The organism is Streptomyces sp. UF-297, assembly GCF_058245575.1.
In genome coordinates, this window is record NZ_JBSIBZ010000007.1 from 102,547 (window position 1) to 128,555 (window position 26,009).

Annotated in this window: 23 protein-coding genes and 4 pseudogenes; 13 read left to right on the forward strand and 14 right to left on the reverse strand. The window is 69.3% G+C overall.

Annotation, left to right across the window (positions count from 1 at the left end; all coding sequences use genetic code 11):
* Positions 1–15: 15 nt before the first annotated feature.
* Entirely contained in the window at positions 16–909 is an 894-nt protein-coding gene (locus AC4IJH_RS06790) for an NADP-dependent oxidoreductase (protein ID WP_490850617.1), read from the forward strand.
* 97 nt (positions 910–1,006) lie between these two features.
* Positions 1,007–2,128, forward strand: coding sequence for an FAD-dependent oxidoreductase (locus AC4IJH_RS06795; RefSeq protein ID WP_490850618.1), 1,122 nt, complete (start codon positions 1,007–1,009; stop codon positions 2,126–2,128).
* Between the two features lie 36 nt (positions 2,129–2,164).
* On the opposite strand, the pseudogene AC4IJH_RS06800 reads toward AC4IJH_RS06795, so the two are convergent.
* The 9 genes and pseudogenes from AC4IJH_RS06800 to AC4IJH_RS06840 form a co-directional block, all read right to left on the reverse strand.
* Positions 2,165–2,374 (reverse strand): annotated as a pseudogene (locus AC4IJH_RS06800) (MerR family transcriptional regulator); the annotation flags it as partial.
* 53 nt (positions 2,375–2,427) lie between these two features.
* Complete coding sequence (locus AC4IJH_RS06805) at positions 2,428–2,949, reverse strand: hypothetical protein (protein ID WP_490850619.1); 522 nt, start codon at positions 2,947–2,949, stop codon at positions 2,428–2,430.
* 192 nt (positions 2,950–3,141) lie between these two features.
* Positions 3,142–3,735 (reverse strand): YbhB/YbcL family Raf kinase inhibitor-like protein, encoded by a 594-nt coding sequence (locus AC4IJH_RS06810; RefSeq protein ID WP_490850620.1) that lies wholly within the window; start codon positions 3,733–3,735, stop codon positions 3,142–3,144.
* A gap of 106 nt (positions 3,736–3,841) precedes the next feature.
* A pseudogene (locus tag AC4IJH_RS06815) lies at positions 3,842–4,040 on the reverse strand (hypothetical protein); the annotation flags it as partial.
* 478 nt (positions 4,041–4,518) lie between these two features.
* A complete protein-coding gene (locus tag AC4IJH_RS06820) occupies positions 4,519–5,628 on the reverse strand; it encodes a hypothetical protein (RefSeq protein ID WP_490850621.1) in 1,110 nt (369 codons plus the stop codon).
* Positions 5,629–5,630: 2 nt separating this feature from the next.
* Positions 5,631–6,698, reverse strand: a complete 1,068-nt coding sequence (locus tag AC4IJH_RS06825; protein WP_490850622.1) for a hypothetical protein — start codon at positions 6,696–6,698, stop codon at positions 5,631–5,633.
* Between the two features lie 700 nt (positions 6,699–7,398).
* A complete protein-coding gene (locus AC4IJH_RS06830) occupies positions 7,399–7,854 on the reverse strand; it encodes a hypothetical protein (RefSeq protein WP_490850623.1) in 456 nt (151 codons plus the stop codon).
* 767 nt (positions 7,855–8,621) lie between these two features.
* Complete coding sequence (locus AC4IJH_RS06835) at positions 8,622–9,416, reverse strand: NAD(P)H-binding protein (protein ID WP_490850624.1); 795 nt, start codon at positions 9,414–9,416, stop codon at positions 8,622–8,624.
* A gap of 264 nt (positions 9,417–9,680) precedes the next feature.
* A complete protein-coding gene (locus AC4IJH_RS06840) occupies positions 9,681–10,244 on the reverse strand; it encodes an EF-hand domain-containing protein (protein ID WP_490850625.1) in 564 nt (187 codons plus the stop codon).
* Between the two features lie 541 nt (positions 10,245–10,785).
* Here AC4IJH_RS06840 and AC4IJH_RS06845 point away from each other — a divergent pair.
* The 3 genes from AC4IJH_RS06845 to AC4IJH_RS06855 all read left to right on the forward strand — a co-directional run bounded on the left by AC4IJH_RS06845 (position 10,786) and on the right by AC4IJH_RS06855 (position 12,224).
* On the forward strand, positions 10,786–11,070 hold the full coding sequence (locus tag AC4IJH_RS06845; RefSeq protein ID WP_490850626.1) for an aminotransferase class I/II-fold pyridoxal phosphate-dependent enzyme: 285 nt from the start codon (positions 10,786–10,788) through the stop codon (positions 11,068–11,070).
* Complete coding sequence (locus tag AC4IJH_RS06850) at positions 11,067–11,573, forward strand: aminotransferase class I/II-fold pyridoxal phosphate-dependent enzyme (RefSeq protein ID WP_490850669.1); 507 nt, start codon at positions 11,067–11,069, stop codon at positions 11,571–11,573. Before AC4IJH_RS06845 ends, AC4IJH_RS06850 begins: the two co-directional genes overlap by 4 nt.
* Positions 11,574–11,789: 216 nt before the next feature.
* The gene (locus AC4IJH_RS06855) at positions 11,790–12,224 is read left to right on the forward strand and encodes a VOC family protein (RefSeq protein ID WP_490850627.1); all 435 of its coding nucleotides are present in this window, start codon (positions 11,790–11,792) and stop codon (positions 12,222–12,224) included.
* A gap of 11 nt (positions 12,225–12,235) precedes the next feature.
* On the opposite strand, the pseudogene AC4IJH_RS06860 reads toward AC4IJH_RS06855, so the two are convergent.
* A pseudogene (locus AC4IJH_RS06860) lies at positions 12,236–12,767 on the reverse strand (transposase); the annotation flags it as partial.
* Between the two features lie 218 nt (positions 12,768–12,985).
* Between AC4IJH_RS06860 and AC4IJH_RS06865 the strand changes: the two are divergent.
* Both AC4IJH_RS06865 and AC4IJH_RS06870 read left to right on the forward strand, forming a co-directional pair.
* The gene (locus AC4IJH_RS06865; RefSeq protein ID WP_490850628.1) at positions 12,986–14,761 is read left to right on the forward strand and encodes an FG-GAP-like repeat-containing protein; all 1,776 of its coding nucleotides are present in this window, start codon (positions 12,986–12,988) and stop codon (positions 14,759–14,761) included.
* A 457-nt stretch (positions 14,762–15,218) separates the two neighbouring features.
* Positions 15,219–16,130 carry an arylamine N-acetyltransferase family protein gene (locus tag AC4IJH_RS06870; RefSeq protein WP_490850629.1) on the forward strand — a complete coding sequence of 304 codons (912 nt, stop codon included), beginning with the start codon at positions 15,219–15,221 and terminating at the stop codon, positions 16,128–16,130.
* A 750-nt stretch (positions 16,131–16,880) separates the two neighbouring features.
* Here AC4IJH_RS06870 and eno read toward each other — a convergent pair.
* Positions 16,881–18,188 carry a phosphopyruvate hydratase gene (eno, locus tag AC4IJH_RS06875; RefSeq protein ID WP_490850630.1) on the reverse strand — a complete coding sequence of 436 codons (1,308 nt, stop codon included), beginning with the start codon at positions 18,186–18,188 and terminating at the stop codon, positions 16,881–16,883.
* Between the two features lie 162 nt (positions 18,189–18,350).
* On the opposite strand from eno, the gene AC4IJH_RS06880 reads away from it, so the two are divergent.
* Both AC4IJH_RS06880 and AC4IJH_RS06885 read left to right on the forward strand, forming a co-directional pair.
* The gene (locus AC4IJH_RS06880) at positions 18,351–18,773 is read left to right on the forward strand and encodes a MarR family winged helix-turn-helix transcriptional regulator (protein WP_490850631.1); all 423 of its coding nucleotides are present in this window, start codon (positions 18,351–18,353) and stop codon (positions 18,771–18,773) included.
* A 162-nt stretch (positions 18,774–18,935) separates the two neighbouring features.
* Positions 18,936–19,202, forward strand: a complete 267-nt coding sequence (locus tag AC4IJH_RS06885) for a hypothetical protein (protein ID WP_490850632.1) — start codon at positions 18,936–18,938, stop codon at positions 19,200–19,202.
* Positions 19,203–19,573: 371 nt separating this feature from the next.
* On the opposite strand, the gene AC4IJH_RS06890 is transcribed toward AC4IJH_RS06885, so the two are convergent.
* Positions 19,574–20,176: a TetR/AcrR family transcriptional regulator gene (locus AC4IJH_RS06890; protein ID WP_490850633.1), complete on the reverse strand. Its 603-nt coding sequence runs from the start codon at positions 20,174–20,176 to the stop codon at positions 19,574–19,576.
* Positions 20,177–20,258: 82 nt separating this feature from the next.
* Here AC4IJH_RS06890 and AC4IJH_RS06895 point away from each other — a divergent pair, with 82 nt between their 5' ends.
* Both AC4IJH_RS06895 and AC4IJH_RS06900 read left to right on the forward strand, forming a co-directional pair.
* Positions 20,259–20,516, forward strand: coding sequence for a hypothetical protein (locus tag AC4IJH_RS06895; protein WP_490850634.1), 258 nt, complete (start codon positions 20,259–20,261; stop codon positions 20,514–20,516).
* Positions 20,509–21,564, forward strand: coding sequence for an alpha/beta hydrolase (locus tag AC4IJH_RS06900; RefSeq protein ID WP_490850635.1), 1,056 nt, complete (start codon positions 20,509–20,511; stop codon positions 21,562–21,564). Before AC4IJH_RS06895 ends, AC4IJH_RS06900 begins: the two co-directional genes overlap by 8 nt.
* A gap of 755 nt (positions 21,565–22,319) precedes the next feature.
* On the opposite strand, the pseudogene AC4IJH_RS06905 reads toward AC4IJH_RS06900, so the two are convergent.
* Positions 22,320–22,511 (reverse strand): annotated as a pseudogene (locus AC4IJH_RS06905) (AMP-dependent synthetase); the annotation flags it as partial.
* A 271-nt stretch (positions 22,512–22,782) separates the two neighbouring features.
* Between AC4IJH_RS06905 and AC4IJH_RS06910 the strand changes: the two are divergent.
* Positions 22,783–24,213, forward strand: a complete 1,431-nt coding sequence (locus tag AC4IJH_RS06910; protein ID WP_490850636.1) for an amino acid permease — start codon at positions 22,783–22,785, stop codon at positions 24,211–24,213.
* A gap of 314 nt (positions 24,214–24,527) precedes the next feature.
* On the opposite strand, the gene AC4IJH_RS06915 is transcribed toward AC4IJH_RS06910, so the two are convergent.
* The gene (locus AC4IJH_RS06915; RefSeq protein WP_490850637.1) at positions 24,528–24,860 is read right to left on the reverse strand and encodes a cupin domain-containing protein; all 333 of its coding nucleotides are present in this window, start codon (positions 24,858–24,860) and stop codon (positions 24,528–24,530) included.
* Between the two features lie 70 nt (positions 24,861–24,930).
* Here AC4IJH_RS06915 and AC4IJH_RS06920 point away from each other — a divergent pair, with 70 nt between their 5' ends.
* Entirely contained in the window at positions 24,931–25,881 is a 951-nt protein-coding gene (locus tag AC4IJH_RS06920; protein ID WP_490850638.1) for a helix-turn-helix domain-containing protein, read from the forward strand.
* Positions 25,882–26,009 lie beyond the last annotated feature (128 nt).

Consider the following 26,009-nt stretch of genomic DNA (forward strand, 5'->3'; position numbering starts at 1 on the left):
GTTACGGTCGGCCGCATGAAGACAGTGAGCTTCGCCGAATTCGGCGGCCCGGACGTTCTGCACCTCACCGACGCCGAGAAGCCCCACGCGGGCCCCGGCCAGATACGCATCGCCGTGCGGGCGGCGGGCGTGAATCCCGTCGACTGGAGGATCCGTGAAGGCCAGTTCCAGAAGGTCCGTCCGATCGAGTTGCCCGCCGGCGTCGGACAGGACGCTTCCGGGGTGGTGGACGAGGTCGGCGAGGGCGTCGACGGGGTCGAGGCCGGCGACCGCGTGTTCGGGCGAGGCTCGAGCACCTATGCCGAGTTCGCCGTGCTGTCGTCCTGGGCCCGTATGCCCGAGGGGCTGGGCTTCGAAGAAGCTGCCGGGTACCCCTCCGTGGTGGAGACCGCGCTGCGCATCATCCGCGAGGTCGGTGTGCGGCCCGGGCAGACACTGCTGGTCAGCGGCGCGTCCGGGGGCGTCGGATCGGCAGTGCTGCAGATCGCCCGCGACCGTGGCATCACCGTGATCGGCACGGCCAGTGCCGCGAACCAGGACTATCTGCGCAGCCTGGGTGCCCTCGCCACACCGTACGGCGAGGGCTGGGTCGAGCGGGTACGACAGCTCGGCCAGGTCGACGCGGCGCTCGATCTGGCCGGCTCGGGCGTGATTCGCGAGCTCGCCGAGCTGACCGGGGACCCGCGCACGGTGGTCTCCATCGCCGATCTCGGTGCGCCGCAGCTCGGTGCCCACTACTCCGGCGTGACCGGGAACGTACCGCAAGCCCTGGCCGAGGCCGTCAGCCTCATCTCTCGGGGAAAGCTCCACATCCCGGTCGAGAAGTCGTACCCGCTCGCCGAAGCCGCGGCCGCGCACATCGACAGCCAGGCCGGCCACACACGCGGGCGCCGGGTCCTGGTCGTCTGAGCCGTCTCCTGCACGGTTGCACGGCCCGGCGAGCTGAATTCCTTCCCAAGATCCTGCCGGGGCGCACCCGGCAGGTGCGCGACACGCAAGGAGCCCCATGCGCACTCCTGTCACGATCATCGGCGCCGGACTCGGCGGCCTCGTCCTGGCCCGCGTCCTGCACCTCCACGGCATCCCGGTCGCGGTCTACGAGGCCGAGCCCTCCCCGACGGCGCGTTCGCAGGGCGGGATGCTCGACATCCATGACCGCACCGGCCAACTCGCCCTCCAGGCGGCCGACTTGATGAACGCGTTCCGCGACATCGTCCTGGAGGGCCGCCAAGCGATACGGCTCCTCGACCGTCGCGGAACCGTCCTTTTCGACAAGGCCGACGACGGCACGGGCACAAGCCCCGAGGTACAGCGCGGCGAGCTGCGGCAGATCCTGCTCGACGCACTCCCCGCCGGCACCGTCCGGTGGGGACACAAGGCCACCGGGGTCCGCGCCCTCGCCGCAGGCCGCCACGAGGTGACCTTCGCAGGCGGCACCACCGCCGAAACGAGCCTGCTGGTCGGCGCGGACGGCGCGTGGTCACAAGTCCGACCGCTGCTCTCCCACGCCACACCCGAATACATCGGCCGGTCCTTCGTCGAGACCTCCCTGTACGACGCCGACACCCGCCACCCGGCCACCGCGAAAGCGGTCGGCGGCGGGACACTCGTCGCGTTCGACCCGGACGGCAACGGGAAGTGGCTCGTGGCTCACCGCGAGAAGGGCGGAACCCTCCACGCCTACATCACACTGACCAAGCCACAGGACTGGTTCGACACCATCGATTTCACCGATGCCGCCGCAGCCACCGCGCGGATCGCGCAGGAGTACGGCGGCTGGGCACCGGAACTCACCGCCCTGATCACTGCCGGCGAGACCGCACCGGTCCTGCGCCCCCTCCACGCCCTGCCCATCGGGCACCGCTGGGACCGGGTGCCGGGCGTGACCCTCCTCGGCGACGCCGCCCACCTCTCGACCCCCAACGGCGAAGGCGCCAACCTGGCCATGCAGGACGGCGCCGAACTCGGCCAGGCCCTCGCCGCACACCCCGACGACATCGAGACCGCCCTAGCCACATACGAACAAGCGCTGTTCCCCCGCAGCGCCGCAGCCGCCGCCGAAGTCGCCCACCACCCCACACCCCAAGCGATGATCAACTTCTTCACCCGAGTCGAACGGACCGCATGAGCCACTCGTCGTGCGGGACGAAGGGCAGGCGGGTGGAGCGGACAGCCAGCCGTGCCAGTCGCACAGGGCGGCTCCCAGCAGCTCCGGCCCACCCGCCGCCCGCGCCTGGGCGAGCAGTGAGGCGATCCACTCCAGCAGGCAGCCGCCCAGCCTGAGTTGGTGCGTCGGCCGGGCGTCGCGCACGACGGCCTCGTCGTAGACGCGGTACGTACCCCGTCCCCGCCTCGGGGCTCGGGCTCGGGCTCGGGCTCGGGCTCGGGCTCACCAGCCTCTAGACCCGGACTTCGCGGGTCACCGATTCAGGTCTGTGGCCGGCGGGTTCGTGTGATGTCGGTGCCGAGGAGATCGAAGAGGTGGAGTTGGACGCCGCGGGTTATCTGGACGGTTGGTGGGTCGGTGACGCTGCCGATCCTCAGGGTGAGTTCGCTGAGGTGGTAGAAGATCATGCGCCCGGTGGGGCGGACCCGACGGTTGTCCGGGTGAAGGCCGGTCATGGTCTGGTCGCCGCCGAAGCCACCGATGCACGGCTGGTGCGGGCCTTGGCCGGCACCAGCCGCAGTATCCAGGACGGCCAGAGCACCCCGGGCAGTTTCGCCGCCCGCTGGCGCACCCCTTCTTCGGTGAGCGCGGGAGCCGCGGCTTGCGAGCTCGTACCCCCAGCTGTGGCACTCGATCAGCTGCCCCGGCCAGGCCAGCGCCTGCGCGACCTTGGGGTCTTGCAGGCGCGAGGCCAGTGTAGGGACCGCCGTTTCGTCATCACGGGCTCCTGCTGAAAGGGCGATTTCCGCGTGTGATGAGCACAGCTTGTGGCTGCGGATCATGAGCAGATTGTCCCGATGGGGTTTCCTCGGCGGTCGCTCTGAGCAGCGCCTGCCGTCATCGGCCTTTCAGGCGCGGGGACAGCAGGGTGTCGTGGATGGTGCGTTGGTTCAGTGCTGGCCTTACGGCGGGTTGCCCGCCGGGCGGATGGGGAGGCGGAACGGCAGGGTGGCGCGTAGGCCGGCGCGGCAACGCTATGACTCGCCGGTGATCCTGGCCGAGCCGATCGTCGCCGCGACGATCTCCCGGGCGGCGGTCCGGGGCGATGAGCTGGAGTTCAGGTTGGTCAGCGATGCCTGGTTCAGCGCGTGGACGACGAACTCGTAGGTGTTCACCGTCGAGGGCGAGCACGGTCCCTGGTAGCCGTAGAGGTTTGCGCTGCCACGGTAGTAGACCTGCCTGGCTCCCGCCGGGGTCGAGGGCCGGTATGCATGGTCGACGTTCTGGGGGAGCGAGGTCGCGCTCGCGGGGATGTCGTAGATGACCCAGTGGATGAGGTTGGAGTTGTCGAGATCGCGCATGACGATGGCGTAGCTCTTGGCGGCGGTCGGAGCACCCGACCAGACCAAGGGAGGGGATTCGTTCCTCTTGGCGGGGTCGCTTCCTCCGCCGCTGGTGCACTCGTGGACCTTGGGGATGACGCCGCCGTCGGCGAATGCGGTGCTGGACAGGGCGAACGCGCTCCGGGTTGCCGACGGCGCCGACGAGTTCGCCGAAGCGGTGGTCGGCGAGAGGACTGCGGCCCCGGTGATGAGCAGAGCGCACAGCGCAATTCTTGCACTTCTCACTGGAAGCTCCCGAGGATACTTGTGGCCGCTTAGGTGTCCATGGCGCGAGAGTGGTATTCGTGCGGCGGAACCAACGTATGCATCGTGGATTCTGATGTCATGTCACTTATCGATCTGAGCGAGGTACTTTTCTCGCCTTGGGCCTGCTGTCTCGGACGGGACTGTCAATTTGACGGCCCTGGTGCGCATTCAATGCCACTCGGCCGCTCATCTGACATGCGGTCCATTCGAGTCTTGGTGTTGACGCCCTCGGTCAGGCCGTTGCCGTACGGCAGTGTGAGTGCGGCGATCACGGCGTCGTGGTCCGGAACGTGGCTGCGTGCCTTGCCGTCGATCCGCGCCGCCACGCGCCAGGGCTGGGCGCAGATGCCGCACCCTGACGGATCGAAATCGGCAGCAGTAGGCGGGCCGGCCCCGGGCGGCTCTCGTGGACGACCTGGCAGCCCGTCGTCGCCGAGGCGTAGTCGCCCGAGTAGTGCGCCGTCCCGTGTACCGAACGAACCCGGCGCCAGGGCTCTGACCCGTCGAAGTCCCTCAACCGCAGCAGGTTGAAAGGGACTTCGCGAGTCGCCCCGTCGGCATACCGAATCGACGCCGTGGGGGTGTTGTGCCTGATCATGCGGAAATGCTCGACCGATGCTCATGATCACGCGGAAGTGCTCGCGAAATCGCGGAACCTAGAGCCGACTAGATGTTGACGATGTGCACGGTCCCCGAGCGCAGTACCAGGAGAAAGTCCGGTATGTGGCTGCGTACTTTGCCGACGGAGCCCCGTTCGTCGTCTCAGCCGAACCGCAGGATGCGCGGGGCGAAGGTGCCCTCGGGACCGCCGGCCCGGCCGACCGACCACACCGTCCCCGTGCCCGGCACCGGAGCCAGCCTCACCACCGAGGAGAGGCCCTCTCCGGCCACCGCCGGTTCGTAGTGCTCGGTGAACGACTGTCCGTTCCAGGCAAGGAAAGCAGGCCCGGGGACAAGCGGCGGATTGCTGCCCGGCGGGCCCCACTTCATCGAGCCCGACACCGCGACCCAGGCCAGCCCGCCGGACGCGGCGGGCGTCAGTGAGGTGACCGACCCGAAGGTGGCAGGCATGGTGACCCGGCTCCACGCCTGCCCGTCGAAACGGACCAGCAGGGGCGGAATCGGCCGGCCCGGCGGGCCGCCGATAAAACCGGCCGTGCCACCCGCCCACACCTCCGTCGGCGAGACCGCCAGCACACTGCCCACCGCCGACCGCGGGAACCCGTTGACGATCGTCTGCTGCCACGCCTGCCCGTCCCAGTGCGACACAGCCGCACCCGAGTTGGTGGCGCCCGCGGCCCAGACATCGTCGGCCGCCAGGACGTGCAGGCCGTACACCGATCCCGGCGGCACCGGCATGTCCCGCCAGCCGCGCCCGTCCCAGCGCAGCAGCACCTGTGCACCGTCCCGCGAACCGATCAGCCAGGTCTCACCGCCGCCGGCGACGACTTTGTCCAGCCGGACTCCGCGCGGCGGCCGGCTCTCGCGCCAGGCGGTGCCGTCGAAGCGGAGCAGGCGGGCGCCGCGCGCCGAGTCGCGGCCCAGCGCCCAGAGTGCGGTCGGTGAGGTCGCGGCAATGGACAGCAGTTCTCCCTGCCAGCCGACCCCGGGCAGACGCTGGCGCTGCCACGCGGTTCCGTCCCAGCGCAGCACCAGCGGGAAACCCGGCGCCTCGCGGCCGACGGCGTCGGCACCCACCGCCCACGCCCGGTCCGGTGTGAGCGCCACGGCCTCGTTCAGCCCGGCCTGCGGGCGTACCTGTGCCGGGAGGGGAACGCGTTGCCAGGACTGGGTTTCCGCCGCGGCCGAGGTCATGAGGGTCACGATGGTCATGGCGACAGCGAGGGCCGCGACGAGAAGTCTGCGTGCCATGGTCAGCCTCCCAGCCGCTCGCTCATCAGGTTCGGTTTCGAGCCGTAGATCTCGACGGTCCCGAAGGACAGCAGCGAGAACCCGGACCTCGCCAGCAGACGCGGTTTCACGTCGATCGCGTTCGTGCGCTCCGGGCCGTAGGAGAAGGTCGTACGGGAGCCGCCCACCCGTGCGTACTTCGACTGGAACGCACGGTCGCTGCGCACCGGCAGCCACAGCGCGCCGTCCGGACCGCGCACCATACCCTCGGTGTGGGTGGCGCCCAGCGATGGGTAAGTGGTGCGCCAGGAGCGCCCGTTGAAGGTCATCAGGTAGGTACGAGTCACGCCGTCGGTGTACTGGCTGCCGCCGAGCGAGACCCGGCCGGACCGTTCGAGCAGCACCGTGTGCACGTTGCTGTTCGGCGGCAGCGGCACCTTCGCGTCCCGCCACCCCGTGCCGTCCCAGCGCAGGATGGCGGACCCGGTGCTGGCGTCCGCCCAAGCCCAGACGTCGGTGGCGGTACGCGCGGTGATCCCCATCACGTAATACACACCGTCCGGGGTGGACTGAGTGGTCCAGCGGGAACCGTCGTAGTGCAACACCTTCAGCCCGGTGTCGTCCTCACCGACCACCCACGCGCCACCCGGTACCGCCGTGAAGTCCTGGTAGACGCTCAGGGTCTGCGGCAGCGGCACGGCACTCCACCCTCCCGCCGACCGTCGCAGGATCTCCCCCGCACCCCCGCGGTTGTGGAAGATCCACACTTCCTCGCCGACGAACTGCACCTTGCCCAGCCAGCCCAGCTCACCGGCGCCGGGGAAGGTGGTGTCCCGGCTCCACGCCGTGCCGTTCCACCGGTACAACATCGGCCGCAGTCCATCGGTGGTGTGCTCGTACCCGGTCGCCCACGCCTCGCGCGGCCCGCGGGCGGCGAGATCCTTCACGGTCACCGGCGGGGCCGCCGCCGGCACCGGCAGCACCGACCAGCTCGGCGTCACAGCCGCGGCCGGCGACACCATCACAGGTGGCGACACCACCGCGGCACACACGATCACAAGACAGACAACAACCGCACGGAGACCGTTCACGAGACCCCCAGAACGCGAAGGTCGCACAGGCTATTGGCGTTCACCCACCCGCGGACAGGCAGCATTCAGCCGATCACAGTTGGGCGTAGCTTCTGTCGTCGGTGCCGTCGTACTTCTACCGTGGCGGCGGGGTGGAGATTGGCCCATGGTGTCGTTGCCGGAAGAGCTCCAAGCCCGGAAGGCCGTGCCTCGACAGCGGTGGACGAACTTGACGCCGGAGCCACGGAGTTGGCCGTTCGGCTGGAGGAAGCGCGGGAGGATCTTTCGCGGTTGGAGATCACGCGGGAGACCCTCGCTCAGGTGCTGGCGGAGTGGTTGTCCGGCACTGCGGTGCTGCTGCCTGCCTGGCGGTGCCGGTGTACGGCGGCGGCACGGAGCTTGTCCTGGAGGTCCAGTTGGCGCATTGGCCGTTCGCGCGGGACGAGGACTACGGCCGGGGTATCCGGCGGTGTATCCAGACGGCTCGGGCGAGATCAGTAACCTGCACCTCACGGCCGCGCTGGCGTTCGCCGACCGGCTGGCGGGGCATGCCGCCGTGATCCGTCGGCTCGCAGAGTCCCTGTCGTGACAAAACGGAGCGTTCCGGGCTTTGGGGCAGCTCCCTTGGGAAAGCAGCCGAGCCGGAGGGATGTTGAGCTGGTAGCCCTGTCGGGTTCGCCCCGCACCAGAAGTGCGGGGCGAACCCGACAGCCATGCTGCCCTACGCGTTCGTATACAGCCTGACAAGAGCCAGGTCGCCCCTGCCGCCGCTGAAATCGAAGGATCGCGCTTCGCCCCAGCCGCACACCCACGGGCTGTAGTCGGTGTCACCGGACTCCGGGAACTTGGCACGCACGCGCACGCAGTCCCCGTCCAACTTGGTGTCCTTCACCCAGCCGCTCACGTAGACCTTGCCGCTCTTGCAGAAGACTTTCCACTCGGCGTGACCGCCGTCGATGCTGGCCTTCCTCTTGTCCGGGCACGTCCCCATCGTGCCCGGCCCGCCGCTGGCCTCGGTGCGGCCGCCGGTGTCAGCCGTTGCCGTTCCGGCAGCGCTCAGCGAACCAGCGGCCATGAGAGCGACGGCGCCCACAAGAGCCGCCTTCCTGCGCAGGTGCGTGTTCCAGCGCGTCGGCTCCAGTCCGCTGACGCGCGCGTCCCGATGCGTGTCTCGCATAACAGTTCCCCCGTTCAGTACGGTGTGTCTCCCCGTATACAGCTGATCACATCCGCCAGACCGGCCACAGCACGGCCTGCACCGTTGCTGACCATGTCAGCGGGGTGATCCTGCGCCTCACCGTTCCAGCTGAAGCAATGCTTCAGCAGTTGGTGCCGGGAGTGGTCACTCAACTTCCCCAGTCGGAGCGATCACTTCCCCGCCCCACTAGGGGCTGTCGTCAAAGTCCCGTCGTGCGCCCGGAGGGCGGGCCTGGCGGCGTCTGGCGAGTGCGATCGCAAGGCGGAGGGTCGCCCCGGTACTGGGTGTACCGGGGTGAGCCCGACAACGCGGCGAGCGTGCGTGCCAGGCGTCGCCAGGCAGACGGGACTTTGACGACAGGCCCTAGACCTCCCGCACCCCTCCCCCACCACCTCCAGGGCACCGGTAGGTGTCATCGAGCTGCCGCACGGTGCGGCAGAGCCCATGGTGCAGCCGAGGCCCGGAGGCTCCGTCGGCATCCCCGAACCACACCTGGCTGGCAGGACACACCAGGCCATTCGGCTGTCAGTGATCAGACGGCGAGTGTGAGGGCGCGGCGCATGCATCCGCTGGGGCCTTGAGCGCGCGTTCGCGCCTCTCTGGGTTGCTTCCGCCGCCCGCAGGTCCGCGGGGAGATGCGCGACGACATCTACGAGGCCTTCCGTGCCCTCGGGCGCGCGCTCATCGATAGGTCTGTGCTCACGAAGAGCAGTACGTGGGTGGGTGTTGGGCAGGCAGGTGACGGCTCATAGGGCGGCCCAGTCGGCGCCGGCGGCGTAGTCCTCGAAGGTCCGGGGCCTCTTTCCGGTCACCTGCTCGACCGTATCGGTCGGTGCGTGATTGCCCGCGTCTCTGAGAGCGCGGAATGCCGCCACTGCGGGCTCGGTCTGTGCACGCGACTGTCCGAGGGCCTCCTGCGCGGCGAAGTAGTCCTCGTCAGTCCCCAGGTACCGCACCGGATGGCCGACGTGGCCCGCGATGATGTCGAGTGCTTCGGCGTATCCGAGGGAGCGCGGTCCGGTCACCTCATAGCAACGACCGGCATGGCCAGGGGTGGTCAGTGCGGCCGCCGCGACCGCGGCGATGTCGTCGGCGTCGACGAACGCCTGCGTCAGGTCGCCGAGCGGGATCGCCAGTTCGCCGGCCGCGATGGCCTGGCGGAAGAAGCCCTCGTCGAAGTTCTGGTTGAACGAGTCCGGCCGCAGGATCGTCCAGGCCGCCCCGGACGTCTCGACGGCCCGTTCAGCGGCCATCAGCCGTTCGTCGCCCATCGCCTCGATGCCCATGCTCGACAGCAGCACGATGTGCTCAACGCCAAGCGTGGCCGCACGCTCCGCGAAGGCGGGATCGGGCACCCTGTTCGGCGCCATCACGAAGGCTTTCGTCGCCCCCTGCAACGCGGCGTCCCAGGTGGCCGGTTGCTCCCAGTCGAAGCGCACCTCACCCGTACGGGACGCGGCCCGCACCGGGTACCCGCCCTCGCGCAGCTTGCGCACCAGTCGCCGCCCGACCCGCCCAGTTCCTCCCAGAACCAAGATCATGTCTTCACCCCAAGACTCGATGTGACAGGACCGCGGGGCCTCAGCAGCTCCCCCAACACGGAGGCGGCGACGGACTCCGGTTCCCTCAACCACGCCGGCGGATGTCCGCTCCGCGATCCGAGCTACCCACGGCGGAGATTCACCCTTCCACACAGGGATCGTCCAACGCGGCCCCGGCCCGCGCAGACAGGGCCAGCTCAGCTCTCGCCTGTGCGTGGTGCCCGGCCCCGGGGTCGGGCACCACGCTCAGTCGGCGCCTGGCGGCTACAGCCCCAGCCCGCCGAACAGCCAGTTTTTGCCCGGGGCCTGCGGGTCCTCGCTGGTGTAGTACTCCTCGGTGGCGCGGCGGATCTCCTCGCGGTCGAGCGTGCCGTTGCCGTCCAAGTCCAGCTTGGCGAAGGCCACCTTGAGGTCTTCGGGCGAGGCGCCCAGCGTCTTGGTGTACATGGTGAGGAACTCTCCCTCGTCGATGACGCCGTTACCGTCGGCGTCACAGATGTCCATCCACGCGTCCACCATCACGCTCAGGCGCTGCAACAGCCCTTCCCTGTCGTTGGCCACGGCCTTGCGCATGCCGGAGACGAACTCGCCGCGGTCCAGCAGCCCATCGCCGTCGGCGTCCATGGCGGTCAGATCCTTGGACCACAGCTCTGCGAAGGCGTTCTTGAGACGCGTGATCTTCTTTGCACCGCTCATGTCGAACGCGGCGTCGAGCCGGTCGGCGAGAGCGAGCAGGTCGGCCTCGATCAGCTGACCGTCCCCGTCCACATCCAGCATGGCGAAGGCGCGGCCCAGCTTGTGGTCCAGAACTCCCGTAGCAGTACCCATCGTTTCTTCTCCTCGGCTTCCGCTTCCGCGACACAAAGATCACCCGATCGTGATCACACGAGGAAAAGCGATCGACCGTCTGCTGTGATGCGGCTGCCACACAAGCAATTTGATGAACAGTCAGCAGAGGTCTGCCGCACCATGACGACCAGCACGACAGCCCATCCGTGTCTGCCCTCGGCCTTCCGCAACGGGATCGAGGAGCACGCCAGACGCGTTCGTGACGACTGGGACGGGCACCACGCTCTGCACGGCATGGCGCCGGGGCCCGATGCGATCGTGCTGACCAGTAACGACTACCTCGCGCTGGCCCGGCACCCGCGCATCGTCGAGGCCATGACCGACACGCTCAACGCCCGTGGTGGCGGCACACTGATGTCCGGCGCCTTTCTGCACGGCGACCACCCGCAACTGCGGATCGAGAACGAGCTGGCCCAGCACATGGGAGCGGCCGCGGGCATCCTGTGCCAGTCCGGCTGGGCCGCCAACACCGGCCTGCTGCAAGCCCTGGCAACCACTGCCACCTCGGTCTTACATCGACATGCTGGCGCACATGTCCCTGTGGGAGGGAGCCCGCATCGCCGGGGCCGCTCTGCGCCGTTTCCGGCACAACGACATCACGCACCTGCGCCGCCGCATCGCAGACCACGGCCCTGGAATCCTCCTCATCGTTACCGTCTACAGCACCGACGGCAGCGTCTGCCCGCTCGCCGAGACCGCCGACGCCGCGCGCGGAGGCGGCTGCGTGCTCGTGGTCGACGAATCGCACTCCCTGGGCACCCACGGCGCCCTCGGTGAAGGCATGACCGCCGCCCTCGCGGCCTGACCGACCAAGTTCACTTCCGCACGGCAAGCCTCTCCAAGGCATTCGCCGGCCGCGCCGGCCTCATCGCCTCCCGCGACAAAGCCTTCACCGACTACTTCAAGATGCGCTCGCACCCCGCCGTATTCAGCTCCACCCTCCTGCCCCACGACGTCGCCGGACTCGCCGAAACCCTCGCCGTCGTACGCGAAGACGGCTGGCGCCGCACTCGCCTGCATGGAATCTCCACGTGCGTACGAGAAGAACTCACCACGGCCGGCCTCGACCTGCGCGAATCCCGCAGCCACATCGTGGCGCTGGTGGCGGGGAACGAACGCCAGACCATCACCCTGCGCGACGCCCTCGAACAGCAAGGCATCTTCGGCTCGGTCTTTTTCCCACCCGCCACCCCACGCAACCGCTCCCTGGTGCGCCTCTCCCTCCACGCCGCCCTCACCGACACCCAGGTACGCCGCATCATCGATACCTGCGTCCAGTGCTGCACCCCCCTGCCGCAGCAACGTTGACAACCGGAAGAGACCAGCAGCGCCGCTGCCACGGCTGCGGCGACACCGAATGGGCAGCCTTGCCCCATCGGGATACCGCGTGCCATCGGGATACACCCACCACCGAGATCGCCGTCACGCCGAGCCGAGAACCTCGGCAGCGGGGGCCGTCCTCCCGACAACATGCGGATGCACACCGGGACATGAGCGCCGGAGCCCCCCTGCTATGGTGCGCCGATGTCATCGATCAAGCAGTTCCAAGTCACCTTCGACTGCGCAGACCCCGAGCGCGTCGCTCGCTTTTGGTGCGAGGTGTTGGGGTACGTCGTACCGCCGCCACCGGAGGGGTTTGCCACGTGGGACGATTTCGATCGCTCTCTTCCGTCGGAGCGGCAGGGCGCGGCGTTCGCCTGCAGTGATCCGTCAGGCGTGGGCCCGCGGCTGTACTTCCAGCGCGTCCCCGAGGGCAAGGTCGTCAAGAATCGGGTGCATCTCGACGTACGAGTCGGCACCGGGCTCGTGGGTGAAGAGCGCCTCGCCACGCTCGAAGCCGAGTGCGCACGACTGGTCGCGCTTGGCGCGACGCGCGTGCAAACGCTGCTTGCCGATGAGCACAATGAGTCCTGCATCGCGATGCAGGACATCGAAGGCAACGAATTCTGTCTCGACTGAGCATCCCCCGCGACGTGCTCGACGCGGGCCCGGACTTTGCGGTGGGAGGTGTTGTACTCCTCCTTCCCAGCAGGCAGTCGGTCTGGCCGCGTTCGCGGCGGTGCGAGATGGCCAGGCCGATGCCCCGAAAGCCGCCGTCCGCGATCACCGTGATCCGCCGACGGCGGTCTTCGCGCCGGACAGCTCCCACGCCGTGCAGTCGTTGCGGTTGCCGGTGACCGGCCGACCGGCGGCGACGACGAGTCGGGGAGCGGCCCCGACGACGAGCTGGCGGCTGGTCGAGTATCGGTAGTTCTTCGACTGCCCGGCGATCGTGTGATCCCGCGTGGAGGCCAGAGCGCGGTCGACGATCAGCACGGCGTCCTCTCGGAACCGCTTGCGGGGCTGGAGCGCGGGTGACGGCCCGAGGTGGCCGATGATGCGGTCAGCGGCCCAATGCGATGCCCCGAACGGCGGGGCGAGCTGCCGCAGTGTCAAGTTCGTACGCCAGGGGGCCGCTGCCAGCAGGCTCAGCCCGGTGACCGGGGCCATCCAGGAGTCGCCTTCCGGCGCTCTCCCAAGGGCATCTTGATGGACCGTCAGATTCCGTGCGGGATCCGGCCCTCTCCCGCATCCACGGTGGAATCGGCCTTCAAAGAGCGCGGCGCTATAAAATCCCAAATCGGCGCAAAGTGCGCCTTGGTGTCGGGGGAAGTCGGCTCTTGCGCGTGAGCGTGGTCCGGTGTCGTACCCCGGCGGTGATTGATGATCGCGAAGGGGCCATGAAGAGAATTCCCTCACGGATACCGGGGCTCGTCCGCACCCTGGTCGCGGGCCTGGGCGCTGCCGCTCTGTCCGTTGCCTCCGTCCAGTCGGCCACGGCCGTTCCTGCCCGTGGCGCAGCGGTCGAGGCGGCAGCGCCTGCGGCCGCTGGCGTCCTTGGGCAGCCCGAGCTGCGGGTGGTGTCGTGGAACATCTGCGGCGAAGCCGGCGGCAAGCGCGGCGAGCAGGGGTACTGCCCGTACCGCAATGAACCGGAGCAGAAGGTCGAGCAGATCAAGCAGCTGGTCGATGAGCGGCAGGCCAATGTGGTCATGCTGCAAGAGGTGTGCGGCGTCGCCCCGGGCAGTCATCTGGAGCTGCTGCGCACCGCGCTGGGCGACGGCTGGGACGTACGGCACGCCTCCGGGGCCCGGCCCGACGGGCGTACCGACTGCCGCGGAACCCTGAAGGGGGAACTGGGGGTCGCCCTGGCGGTGAAGGGAAAGATCACCGAAAGCTCGTCAGCGAACATGCTTCCCGCAGACCCCGAAGGCAAGGACAAGCAGACGCTCCCCGTCCTGTGCGCGTCCGTCCAGGGCTGGACGACCCGGCTGTGCACCACGCACATCGCGGTCGGCGACTCGGAGCGCGCCGCCCAGCAGATCAAAAACGTGAAGGCGTATCTGGGCAAGGCCGCCGACACCGGCTTCGTGCTGGGCGGGGACTTCAACCGCAACGCGGGCGCGTCCCACATGAAGCCGCCGACCGATTCCTTCGACCGGTGCATCGACGGCTTCACGTATCACGGCTGGGTGCGGGAGACGCAACGGCACAGCCTGCACAAGCTGGACCACTTCTTCACCGACCGGGCCCCTGGGGGCAGCCGGTTCGCGTCCTGTGCCATCGACACGTCCCGGATGGACCAGTCGGAGAACGAGCCCACGAGCGGGCCGCCCACCGGGTACTCCGACCACGCGCCGATCTTCGCCCAGCTGCGCGGTGCCCCTGTCCCCGGTGACATGAGCGGCGACGGCAAACCGGACTTGGTGGCCGTGGACGACGCCGGCAAGCTGCGGCTCTACCGTGGGCTCGGCGACGGCGGGGTCACCGGCGGCCACCGCGTCATCGGCACGGGCGGCTGGTCCGGCGCCTCCATCACGCACCGCGGTGACTTCACCGGCGACGGCCGCGAGGACCTGCTCGCGCGCATCGGCAGCGAGGTGTGGGTCTACCCCAACACGGGTGACGGCTCGCTCGGTGACCGGATCAAGGTCGGCGGGAACTGGCCCTCCGACGCACAGATCGCCGCCGTCGGCGATCTCACCGGCGACGGCCATCCCGACCTCGTGGCCAGTTACGAGGACAAGCTGTGGCTGTACGCGGGCGACCCGCAGAACCGGCCGCAGCTCAAGCCCAGAGTCCGGATCGGCGACGGCGGCTGGGCACCGATGACGCTGTCCGCGGCCGGCGACGCCACCGGCGACGGCCGGCCCGATCTGTTCGTACGGGACACCCGTGACGGGAAGGTGTGGCTCTACCACGGCCGTTCCGACCATACCTTCGGCGACCGCACCCTGTACGGAGCGCGCGGCTGGGATCCGCACAACCGGCCGCTGATCGCCGGTGCGGCAGACGCGAACGGCGACGGCGTCACGGACCTGTGGGCCACGACGGCGGACGGAAGCGGCACGCTGCTCTACTACAAGGGCGGCACCGGAACCGCCGGTCACCCGGTGGACGGCCCCGCCACGGTCGTCGGCCCCACGGGCTGGAAGCGGATCCAGGCCATCAGCTGACCGGGCCCGACCCAAGCCCGTCGCGCGCCGACAGGACGTACTCGGCGGCCCCGACAGGTATGCGGTACCAGGGCGTCGGAGCGGGGTGTGCTCAGGGAGATCGACGGGAGTGGCCGCAGCCGAGGCGCTGCGCGCGGCGTCACACCGGTCGCCCGCCCGCTGATACTGCGGCGGCTCGGTACGTCGACGGCGGACACCTGGCCGAGGGCGTGTGCGCGCAGCGCCGTCTGCCGCGCGGTGCCTGGAGCCGCGCCCTCTCCCCCACGTACCGCTCGGGGCCCCTGCCAGCCCCGCTCCCCGGGCGGACGGAAACTGTGCGGACCAGCCCTAAGCCCAAGGTAGGAGGCGGTATGGGCCCTTCCGTAGAGGCGCCGGAGGGGTCTCGTCCCGTACGTTCTGGAGTGTCGCGTTCCGGTTCCATGCACAGCGCGACGGAAAGAATGTGAGAGAGCGAGCCATGCACGACCATCACGCCATACGCGGCTGGCACGGCGAGGAGTTGGACCTCGACGCCTACCTGAACCGCATCGGATTCACCGGCGAGCGCGACGCGACACTGACCACACTCCGCCGAATTCAGCGCGCCCACACCACGTCCATACCCTTCGAGAATGTCCACGCGGTCCTGGGCCTACCGCTCTCCAGCGACGTCGCCTCCGTACAGGACAGACTCGTCCGCCGCCGCAGGGGCGGATACTGCTTCGAGCACGCGATGCTGTTCGCCGCAGCGCTGGAACGGCTCGGCTTCGACGTCACCGGAATCTCCGGGCGTGTGACGCTCGGCTCGTCCCGGCTGACCCCGGCCACCCACGCCATGCTGATCGTGCGCTGCGCCGACGACGACCGCGACTGGCTGTGCGACATCGGCTTCGGCAGCGGCCCGTCGGAACCCATCGAGGTCGCCGACGGCGCGGAGGTGGAGGCCGACGGCTGGCGGCACCGCCTCGAGCGCCGACACGGACCCTTCGGCGACGTCTGGTGGCTCTTCCAGTACGGCGAGGACGGCTGGACCGACCGTCACACCTTCTCCTTGGTGCCGCAGTATCCCGTCGACTACGCGGTCGGCAGCCACTACGTCGGCACACATCCGCGGTCCCCGTTCGTCAAGCGGCTCTTCGCACAGCGATTCACCGGGCGCGAGCACCACAGGCTCGACGGCACCACCTGGACCACGTTCTTCCCGGACGGGACCAGCGTCCGCAAAGAGGTCGATCCCGCACAGCTCGGTGAGGTCCTGTCTCGGACCTTCGACATCGTGCTGGAACGCGACGAGTTGGCGCCCCTCGTCGCCGGCCTCGGGGCGACAGAGCAGGAGTCGACGGCCCTGGCCGTGTCCAGTGGATCACTGCGTGAGGTAGTTGGCACATGAGTCACTTCATGTACGACGTCATGGGCGAGGCAGTCGACGAGCCTGGTCCGGAGCGAAGATTCTCCGGCTCTTCGGGCTTTTGGCGGCAGGGGCCATCGCGTCGGTCGAGGCGCTTGCCTGGCAGCGGTGACCGGCCTTTCGTCAGGGCCGGGCTCAGAGGAGGATCGCTGCGACGTGGAGTGCCGCGCGGTAGCGGACGGCGAGCTTGAGCCTGCCGGTGCGCATCGCCATGCCGCCGCCACCGCTTGAGCCGATGCGTCGCCCCACGGTGTCACGGTGCTCGTACGCCAAGCCGCCGAAGCCGAGGGACGCCCGCGTCCCGAGCCGGGGTGCTTGCGGTTGGCGATCTGGCCGGAGGATTCCGGGATCATCGCCGCTGTGACGCCGCGACGACGCAGATGGGTACGGATCGCGCGGGAGGGCTTCCAGGTCTTCAGGCGTTGAAAAGGTGACGTCTTCCTCGCGGAGCAGGATGCACAGGCCCTCGTGGCTGGGCCCGCCGGGTCACCACCGACCTACCACCGAGCCCGGTGCCCCTGCGATTGATCCGCAGTCACCGCGTGCCTTCGTCATCGTCGATCTCACACACGCGTACTCGTTCTGCCGCCTGCCCAGAATGACGGTCACGGCCGGTCCCGGGAGGCGCAGGGCACACGAGGGTGAACAGCCCAGGAAGATGTGTCTCCCCCGCGCGCCAGCGGGCCCCCGGTCGAACCGAGGGCCCGCGTGGTCCCTACCTCCGCCCGCTGTTCACGCGCGGCGCAGTACGGAGCGGCCCGCGAAGCGCGCCGAGTCGCCCAACTCCTCTTCGATCCGGATCAGTTGGTTGTACTTCGCCGTGCGGTCCGAGCGGGAGAGCGAGCCGGTCTTGATCTGACCGCAGCCGGTCGCCACCGCCAGGTCCGCGATGGTGGTGTCCTCCGTCTCGCCCGAGCGGTGCGACATGACAGCGGTCCAGCCCGCCTGGTGGGCCGTGGCCACCGCGGCCAGCGCCTCGGTCAGGGTCCCGATCTGATTGACCTTGACCAGGACCGAGTTGCCGATGCCGGTGCGGATGCCCTCGCGCAGCAGCGTCTCGTTGGTGCAGAACACGTCGTCGCCGGTGAGCTGGCAGCGGTCGCCGACGCGGGCGGTCAGCTCGCGCCAGCCGTCCAGGTCGTTCTCCGCCATCGGGTCCTCGATGGAGACGACCGGGTAGGCGTCGATGAGCTTGGCCAGGTAGTCGGCGTGCTCGGAGGGGGTGCGGCGCACTCCTTCGCCCGCGTAGTCGTACACCCCGTCGCGGAAGAACTCCGACGACGCCGGGTCCATGACCAGGCCGATGTCCGTGCCGGGGCGGTAGCCGGTGCGCTCGATGGCGGTCATCACGAAGTCGAGCGCCTCTTCAGCGGTACGCAGCGCGGGCGCGAAGCCACCCTCGTCGCCGACGCCCGTGGAGTGCCCGGCGGCCAGCAGATCGCGGCGCAGGGTGTGGAAGACCTCGCTGCCCATGCGGACGGCTTCGGCGAAGGTGTCCGCGCCCACGGGCGCGATCATGAACTCCTGGAAATCCAGCGGATTGTCGGCGTGGGCGCCGCCGTTGACGATGTTCATCATCGGCAGCGGCAGGAGGCGGGCGTCGGCGCCGCCGAGGTAGCGGTAGAGGGGCTGGCGGTGGGCCGCCGCGGCGGCCTTGGCGGTGGCCAGGGAGACGCCGAGGATCGCGTTGGCGCCGAGCCGGGACTTCGTGGCGGTGCCGTCGAGGGCGACCAGCGCGGCGTCGAGGCCTGCCTGGTCCGCCGCGTCCCGGCCGTGCACGGACGTCGCGATCTCCCCGTTGACGTGGGCCACCGCGCGGTCGACGCCCTTGCCGTGCCAGCGCGCGGAGTCCTGGTCGCGCAGTTCCACGGCCTCCCGGGCACCGGTGGAGGCGCCGGAGGGGACAGCCGCGCGCCCCAGGGACCCGTCCGCCAGGACGACGTCGACCTCGACCGTGGGGTTGCCCCGACTGTCGATGATCCGGCGGGCGGTAACGGTCTCGATGGCAGCGTTGACGGTTCCGACTGCCTTTGCGGACATGGGAGTCCCTTCCCGTTGTCGTGTGCCGTGGCCCCGGCTGCGACAACGCTGGCGCTGAGCCCGACAAGCCAAACTCTACAGCAATACTGCTCAGTTTTGCTGTACAGCTTTGCTGTGCAGGTTGGATGCACAGCTGTGCTGACCAACGGGGTAAAGTGCCCTATGCCCACCTCGGAAGCCGCCGCCATCGCCGTCGAACTGCGCACCGCGATGGGCAAGCTCACCCGACGCGTCAAAGACGAGGACCGCATCCCGCTGGGCCAGGCCGCCGTGCTCGGTGCACTCGACCGCAACGGCGCCATGACCACCAGCGACCTCGCCGCCGATCAGCGCGTACGCCCCCAGTCAATGGCCCGGGCGGTGGGGCTGCTCATGGAACAGAACCTGATCACACGCCGGGCGCACCCCACGGACGGCCGCAAGTCGCTGGTCGAGCTGTCCGACGCGGGCCGGGCCGCGCTCGAAGCGGAGCGCGGCCGCAGGGCCGGTTGGCTCGCGCAGGCCATCGAGGCCGAACTCACGGACGAGGAGCGGGCGTTGCTGGCACAGAGCGCCGCCCTGCTGGACCGGCTCGCCACACGCTAGTGCCCCCACAGGCAGCGTTCACCCCGTCCCGACGCCCGGCACGCGCCCCCAAGCTCCCGGCTTCCCTGGAGCAGGGAGGCACCCCCTTCGCCGCACCGCGGTGACACAGCCGCTCCACGGCGGGCACCCCTTCACGGGCATATACGGGCATACGCTGCCTCCATGAGCGGTGCTGACCAGCCGGACCTGGACGAGATCGAGGCGTGGTTCATCGATGTGCTCGAGGGACGTACGAGTCGCGATGCGGCTGACCGGTGGGCCGGGCGTTGGTACACCGACGACGAACTCGATTGGGACGATCTGTCCTGGTGGGCCCTGGGCCTCCTGTACGGAATCGACCTGAGGCCCGGCCCCGGGGAGCCGTATATGCACGACGACGAGACGGTACGCGGGTGGCTGGAGGAACTGCGGCGCCGTCGCGCCGGGTGACGCACCACGAAGGACCTGTTCTGTCCCGCCACCTGCCGCCAGGCTCTTCACCCATGGCAGGGGCAACGGCTTCTGCGCATCATCCGCCAGGGAACGGGGGCGGTAGCCCGTCGCAAAGATCGCCCAGGTGATGTTCACCAGCCCGGGCCGGGCCCGAGAAGCGATCCACCACTTCCCGCATCAGCCCCCTGCCCACGCACCGACCACCCCCTTGACCAACTCGCCGTCACGGTAGATCCGAAGGGCGGGTGCGGCCGGGACGCGACGGGCGTTCGTGGTGGCGGGGTTCTCATCGGTGACATCGGTGACGGCGTTCGAGCAGCGCCAGGCAGACGATGCGTGCGCGTGCCCGCACCGCAGCTCCGCGCTGCTCACTTCGCGGCGTGGAGCGCGGCCAGGCGCAGGTCCAGTGCCGTCAGGGCCGAGTCCGTGGTGTGCCGGCCCACCAGCACCTGCAGGGTGAGTCCGTCGGCGAAGGCGATCAGGGCGTCCGCTTCCCGGTCGGCATCGATGTCGGAGCGGATCTGGCCGGAGGCCTGTGCTGTACGGAGGAGCAGTGCGGCGAGTTCCGTGAGGCCCTCGTACTGCTTGCGCTGGACGGCCGCCAGGTCGGGCGTGACGGCCGCGAGCGCGGTGAAGGCGAGCCAGACGCGGCTTTCCGCCAGGCTGTTGTCGTCGTACGGCACGATGCCGCCGAGTGTGTGCCTGAGCATCGTCGCGGCCGAGTCCGGGTCGGCGGAGTCGGCGATCCGGGCCTGCACGCGCTCGGTGACCCGGTGGTTCATGTCCTCCACAACGGCGACCACCATCTCCTCCTTGCTGGAGAAACACCGCTGTACGGCGCCTACCGAGACGGTGGCCCGCGCTGCGACGTCACGCATGGTCACCCCCTCCAGGCCTCTCTCGCTGACGAGGGCGAAGGCCGCCGCCACGATGTGGCGTCGCCGACTGTCGTAATCCACGTGTCTGGGCATGCCGCCAAGCCTATGTGATACTTTCGTATCGATACAAGCGTATCGATTCCTGTGCGCGACCACGGACTACGGAGGGACCGGCATGACCACAAGGCACGGCAGGCAGCAGGGCGGCACCGGCTGGCAGGGATCCCGCTGGTTGCTGGGAGCGGTGCTGTTCGTTCAGGGCTTCGGCTCGGCGCTCACCGAGGCGCTGTGGGACACCAGCTTCGGCGTGGCGGGCGTGTTCAGGGAGGCGGGACTGCCGCAGTGGACCGACCTGGCGGTCGGCGCCGTCGGCGCGGCGCTGCTCGGCTGGGCACTGGCCAGGCGCGGCGCGGAAGGGCGGACGCATGCCTGAGCGGGCTGATGCCCCGTCCTCCGGAGGAGCCCCCGCAGGCTCCTCCGGAGGAGCTCCGGCCAACCGCGAACGGGCCCGCGCCATCAGCCGACGGCGTGTCCTGTGGTCCGCGGCAGTCGCCACCGGGACAGGCGCGGGCGCCGCGGCGGGAGGCGTACTGGGCGCTCGCTCCGGCAGGCAGACCGGCCCGGCCCCAAACCGGCCGACCTTCGTCCTCGTACACGGCGCGAACAGCAACGCCTACGCCTTCGCCCCCTTGATCGCCGCACTCACCTCGGCGGGCCACCGCGCGATGGCGGTGGACCTCCCCGGCCATGGAACCGAGGGCAACTTCCCGCTCTCCTACCAGGCACCGCAGGATCTGGCGGCGTTCGCCACCGCACCGTCACCGGTTCTGGCCAGGACAAGCCTGGAGGACAACGCCCGCCGTGTCGCGGGTGTGGTACGCCGCGTGGCACGCCAGGGGCCGGTCGTCCTGGTCGGGCACAGCATGGGCGGTGCCACGATCACCCGCGTGGGCAATGACATTCCCGATGCGATAGATCGGCTGGTGTACCTGTCGGCGTTCTGCTGTGTCCGCATCCGCAGCATCCTCGACTGCTTCCTGGTCCCGGAGGGCAGATCGACGCTGCTCCCCACGATTGCGAGCGTGGGAGACCCCGGCCGCACGGGAGTCCTGCGCAACAACTGGCGCTCTGCGGACCCTGACTTCCTCGCCAAAGCGAAGGCCGCCTTCGCGGCGGACTACGACGACGCGGCCTTCCGCAATGCCCTCAACACCTTCGAGCCGGACGAATCGGCCTCGCTCATCCGCGACGACGCCCGGGGCGATCCGGCGACCTGGGGCCGTATCCCGCGCAGTTACGTCCGCTTCACCCGGGACCGCAGCCTGCCGCTCGCCCTCCAGGACCGCATGATCAAGGAAGCCGACGCGACAACCCCCGACAACCGCTTCGACGTGCACTCCCTACAAGCCCCGCACCTGGGCCCCCAGGACCCGGCCCGTTTGGCTACGGTCCTCGCGAAACTGAGCCCTCGAGATGAATGAATCACCCCAGAACACCGCCATCGCCCGGCCTCCGCCGCAACATGCGGATCGGCCACGGGCAGATCCCCACCCTGTACGTCTTGTGAGTACTCGCCGCTCTGCACATCGCCGATGGCCGAGCTTCTGATCCCGCAGCCCAGCCGGAAAGACTGCGCGGCTACGCCCAACAGGTTGCCGACAACTGCGAGTTGGACCGCTGCCCACCCTTCAGGAGCTGACCGTCCCGTGGCGTTCGATCTGGCTTGTGCCCGAGTTGCCGGTGACACCGCACCGGGTCCGAGTCTCCTGCGTCCCACAACCGTGCCTTCAAGGCCACCGTTTCCGCAGGCCATCGGGGATGGCATTGTTGCTGTTCCCCGTCACCGCTGCGGGGGTCCCGTGCGTACCGATGGTCAGGAAACATCTCAGGGACAAGTCAAAAGATCGGCTGGCGGCGGGCACAGTGGTCGGCGGAAGCAGGTGTGCCACCTGCTTCCGCCGACCACTGGCCACGGTCAGGTCCGCGTGCCCTCGCCAACCTCACCGGATGCGCAGGGTGAACCTCCCGGGGAGAGCTCGTGTGGCAGTCGCGGAGGATGCCGGCGCGGCGTCGCCCGGTGGATTCACTCCCCTTCGGGACGCCGTACGGGAAGTGAGCCGACCGGGCAGGCCGCGACGCCCACGGTGTCGCGGGTGATCGCCTCGACGTTCTCGGCGGCCTTGGCCGCGTCGGTCACCCAGAGCCGGTAGAAGTCGAACGGGCACTCCGCCACACCCCGTTCGCCCTCTCCGACGCCGAGCGCGTCGAATCCCGCCTGCCAGGCCCGGATCCGGTCGCCGAGCCGCCCGTAGGTGGCGTCGGAGACCGGCGGTGCGGGCTGATGCGGCTCGTCGACCACGCCGGTGCTGGAAGAGAACCCCAGCTCCGCCCGGTTGAGGAAGTCCGTGATGGTCATCGGTGTCCGCATCGCTCTCTCCAGTGGTTTCCGGGCGGCTGCTTCAGCTGAGGACCTGCCTGCTTCCCACCGCGCCCGGCGCCGCTCACCACGCGAGGCGGTGTCCCCGCGGATCCAGTGCACGCTTTCGCCCGCCGGCCGCCCAGCAGTACCGCCGTACCAGGAGAGATTCCGCTACGTCGCCCATTGAGCGTTTGCCCCGCGATACGCCATTAGCGGGCATTGTCGTCGCCCGTCGCCGGAGCGGCGTGTGCGCCGTGCACGCTCTGTGCACTGTGGACCCATGACGACGACTGGGAGTGACATCGAGGACGACAGCCCCGGTGCGGCGGACGTGACCAGCGAGGGCTACGCAACGTCCCTCCAGAACCGGCACGTTCGTATGATCGCCATCGGTGGCGCGATCGGCGTGGGTCTCTTCCTCGGGTCCGGCGGCATCATCCAGAAGGCCGGGCCCGCCGTAGTCCTCAGCTATGCCGCTGCCGGGCTCGTCGCTTTCCTGGTCATGCGGGCCCTGGGCGAGCTGGTGCTCTACCGCACCACGTCGGGCAGCTTCGTGGAGTACGCCGATGAGTTCATCGGCCGCTGGGCCGGGTTCACCGCCGGTTGGATGTACTGGGTGAACTGGGTGATGACCGGCATCGCCGAGACCACGGCCGCCGGCCTGTACATCAACTACTGGGCTCCGGACTTCCCGCAGTGGATCACCGCGCTGATCGCGGTCGTCGTCCTGCTCACCGTGAACCTGATCTCCGCGCGGCTCTTCGGCGAGCTGGAATCCTGGTTCGCGATGCTCAAGGTGCTCGCCCTGGTCGGGTTTCTGATCGTCGGCATCGTGCTCATCGCCAGCGGGGCAGGCGTGGGTGGTGGCACCTCCGGGACGCACAACATCAGCGACTTCGGCGGGATGTTCCCCGCGGGTTTCGCGGTGGCCCTGATCAGCCTGCAGACCGTGGTCTTCTCGTACTCCGGGATCGAGATGGTCGGCATCACCGCGGGCGAGACAGCCGAGCCCGAGAAGATCATGCCGCGGGCGATCAACTCCGTGATCTACCGGATCGCGATCTTCTACATCGGCTCCGTCCTCCTCATGGTCCTGATCCTCCCCTGGACGGCCTACTCCAGCACGGAGAGCCCCTTCGTCACGGTCTTCGACCAGCTCGGCGTGGCCTGGATCGGCGACGCGATGAACCTCGTCGTCCTCACCGCCGCGCTCTCCTCCTGCAACTCCGGCCTCTATTCCACCGGCCGCACCCTGCGATCCATGGCGTTCAAGGGGCAGGCGCCCCTCGCCCTGACGAAGCTCAACCACAGACGCGTGCCCTACCGTGCGCTGCTGTTCACCGGCACCTTCCTGGTCGGCGGCGTGGCCCTCAACTTCTTCGTCCCCGATGACGCGTTCAGCGTCGCCACCGCCGTCGCGTCGCTCGGCGTCATCACCACGTGGGCGACCTTGCTCTACTGCCAGGTCAAACTGCGTACCAAGGCCCTGCGCGGCGAGTGGCAGCGTCCTGCCTTCCGTATGCCGTGTTCCCCATGGACCAACTACTTCGCCCTCGCCTTCCTGCTCATGGTCGTCGTCCTCATGCTCTTCGCGGACACCAGCCAGCGCATCGCGTTCTTCCTGATCCCCGTGCTCGTGCTCGCCCTGGTGCTGGGGTGGCAGCTGATGAAGCGGCGCGGAGCACCGGGCGACGGCGACGACCCGCAGTAGCCCGCGCGCTCCCTCGCGGTGCCGGCTCCCGAAGGGGGACGATGACCCGTGACGGAGTGGCACCGCGGTCAGTCCCGTACGGCCAGGCACCGCCCTCCGCCGCCTTCCACCATCGGCGGCCGTTCCAGCCCCTCAGCCAGGTCGGCGCCTACCGCCCGCATGGCCACGGCCACCGCCGCTCATGGTGTCTCTGCACACCTCATGATCACAGCGGTGGCCGTCTCACCTGCTACTGGTGACCGAGCCCGGCGGCGGCCCATCCGTTTTCCCGCGGACGGCCGGTTAACACGTAACACCACGTAACCGTCGGCGATTTAGCCTTCCGGGTAGAAAAGGAACAGCGTGCAGCCCGTCGTCGACTGCGGGATGTGCGAGGAACCTGCGGGGGCGTGAATAAAGGAGCCGGCCGGGTAGTCCCGGTCGCCGTCGTTGAAAATGCCGGAGACCACGAAGACCTCCTCGGGCCCCGGTTCATGGACGTCGATCCCCTGCCAGCAGGTGTTCGCGTCCATCTCCAACACATGAGCCTTCGCGCCGTTGTCCCCCTTCCACAGCGGCCGCAGACGGATACCGGGGAAGAGTTCGCGGACCGGAGCGCCCTGGACGGCGGACCACACATACGCAGGAGTTTTCTGTTCTGTCGTCATGGGACCAGCCTGGCGGCCCAGCGCCGCCCCGCCGAGTGTCAGGAAAGACATCCTGCGGTACTTTCCTGCCATGCATCTCGTAACGGCGCTCGTCCAACCACGGCAATCGACCTTCGAACTCGCCTGCGCGGCCCAGATATTCGGCATCGAGCGGCCAGACCTCCCGACGCGGTACGCCTTCAGCGTGTGCGCGGAGCGCCCGGGCCCGGTCCCGACACGCGCCGGGTACGACATGCTCGTGACCGACGGGCTGGACGCACTCGACCGGGCGGACACCGTGGTCGTCCCGGGCTGGCTGCCCGCCATGGAGTCCCCCTCCCCTCCGGTCGTCCAGGCGCTGCGCCGCGCGCACTCCCGCGGAGCGCGGATGGTCAGCATCTGCTCCGGTGCCTTCGCGCTGGCACATGCCGGTCTGCTCGACGGACGGCAGGCGACCACCCACTGGGCGCTGACGGATGAACTCGCCACGCACTTCCCGCACATCCAGGTCGACCCGGACGTGCTGTACGTGGACCACGGTGACGTGGCCACCAGTGCCGGCGCCGGGGCCGGCCTCGATCTGTGCATGCATCTGGTCCGCAGCGACCAGGGCGCCCGGTACGCCGCGCACATCGCACGGACCATGGTCATGCCGCCGCACCGCGAGGGCGGGCAGTTGCAGTACTCGGCGCCGCCGCACCCCGCACAGATCGACGGCACGCTCGCGCCGTTGCTGGAGTGGGTCACCGGGAGGCTCGGCGAACCGGTGACCACCGAGAGCATGGCCGCGCACGCGGGCGTCTCCACACGTACCCTCGCCCGACGGTTCGCCGATCAGCTCGGCACCAGCCCGGGGCAGTGGCTGCTCGCCCAGCGCATCGCCACAGCCAGGGACCTACTGGAGTCCTCCGACCTCCCCTTGGACGCCGTCGCCCGCCGTGTCGGCCTCTCCTCCTCCACCAACCTCCGCAGGCGCTTCCTCACCACCCTGGGCACCACACCGGGCGCCTACCGCCGGGCATTCCAGACCGAACCACGGTGACAACTTCTGGTTCAACGACGCCGGCGCCCGGTGGTCGGCAGGGGGTTCGTGGCTGCGGTCGTTGAGGAGCAGGGCTCAGCCCGGGACCAGGCCGACATCGGTGGACGGGGCAGGCGAGACGGAACCGT